Source organism: Mesorhizobium sp. M7A.F.Ca.US.005.03.1.1 (genome assembly GCF_003997975.1).
Taxonomy (GTDB): domain Bacteria; phylum Pseudomonadota; class Alphaproteobacteria; order Rhizobiales; family Rhizobiaceae; genus Mesorhizobium; species Mesorhizobium ciceri.
Window position 1 is genome coordinate 1 of sequence record NZ_RZRO01000212.1, and the last position, 1326, is coordinate 1326.

General features: G+C 67.5%; 1 protein-coding gene. It reads right to left on the reverse strand.

Going from position 1 to position 1326, the window contains the following annotated elements; all coding sequences use genetic code 11:
* Nucleotides 1-157: 157 nt before the first annotated feature.
* Nucleotides 158-1326: sugar ABC transporter ATP-binding protein (locus tag EN990_RS35210; protein ID WP_164766239.1), on the reverse strand; the 1169-nt coding region annotated here is incomplete at its 5' end.

Sequence of the window (1326 nt, forward strand, 5' to 3'; positions counted from 1 at the left end):
GAAATAGCTGATGGCGCGCGGGTTGAGCCAGGCGATGGCGAGCAGCACCAGCGCCAGCGACAGCGCCGGCAGCAGCCCGCGCAGCAGGCGCGCGCGGGCCAGCGCGCCGCGCTCGGCGGAAGTCCTGGCAGCGGTGTCGAGGCTGGCGGCCGTCATCTCAGGCCGCATCGCCGAAGGAGGACTGGATGATCTTCTCTTCGGTCAACTCGTCGCGACGCAGATTGGCGACGATGCGGCCGTTCTTGAAGACATAGATGTGGTCGCAATTGTCGAGCTCTTCGGTTTCCGTGGTGTACCAGAGGAAGGTACGGCCGCGACCGGCCTCTTCGCGCACGAGGTCGTAGACCTCCAGCTTGGTGCCGATGTCGACGCCACGCATCGGGTCGTCCATCAGCACGATCTGTGCATCCGAGCCGAGCGCACGCGCAAACAGCGCCTTCTGCTGGTTGCCGCCCGATAGCGAGAAAATGTTGTTGTTCATGTCAGGCGTACGGATGCCGATCTTCTTCTGCCAGAATGCGGCAAGCTCGGCCTCGCGCTGCGGCGAGATCAGCAGCCCGTTGCGCAGCCGCGCCAGCGAGCGGATGCCGATGTTCTCAGCAATCGACCATTGCGGAAAGATGCCATCCGACTGGCGGTCGCCGGCGACCAGCGCCACCGGCGCTGTCACCTCGATGCCGGCCCGGGCGCGCGTGGCGCCGCGGAAGATCGCCAGCAGCAGATCGGTCTGGCCGTGGCCCGCCAGCCCGGCAAGGCCGATGATCTCCCCGGCGCAGGCGACGAGGTCGGTGCCGTCCTTCTGCGCCGCGGGCCGCGCCCGGACCCTCAGCGGACTGGCGGCGGGCTTGGCGGCAGCGATTTGCGCCGCGATCTTCTGGCGCGCTTCCGCGCCGCCCATCGCCGTCACCAGCCGGTTACGGTCGAAGGCGCTGGCGGTGTCGGCGACAACCACCTTGCCGTCGCGCATCACCACGATGCGGTCGGCGTTGCGCAGCACCTCGCCCAGCACATGCGAGATCAGGATGCAGCTTTTGCCGCCGGCGACGAAGCGGCGCACGAAGGCCAGCAACTGGCCCGCCGTATGCGCGTCGAGCGACGATGTCGGCTCGTCGAGGATGACGAGGTCGAGACGATCCTGGGTGACCGTGAAGGCGCGCGCCACTTCGACCATCTGGCGACGGCCGATCGACAGGTCGCCGACAATGTCCGACGCCGAGATGCTATGACCCGGAAAGATCTCGTCGAGCTTGGCGGCGATCAGCTCGGCCGCCTTGCGCCGCCAAGCTCGACGAGATCTTTCCGGGTCATAGCATCTCGGCGTCGGAC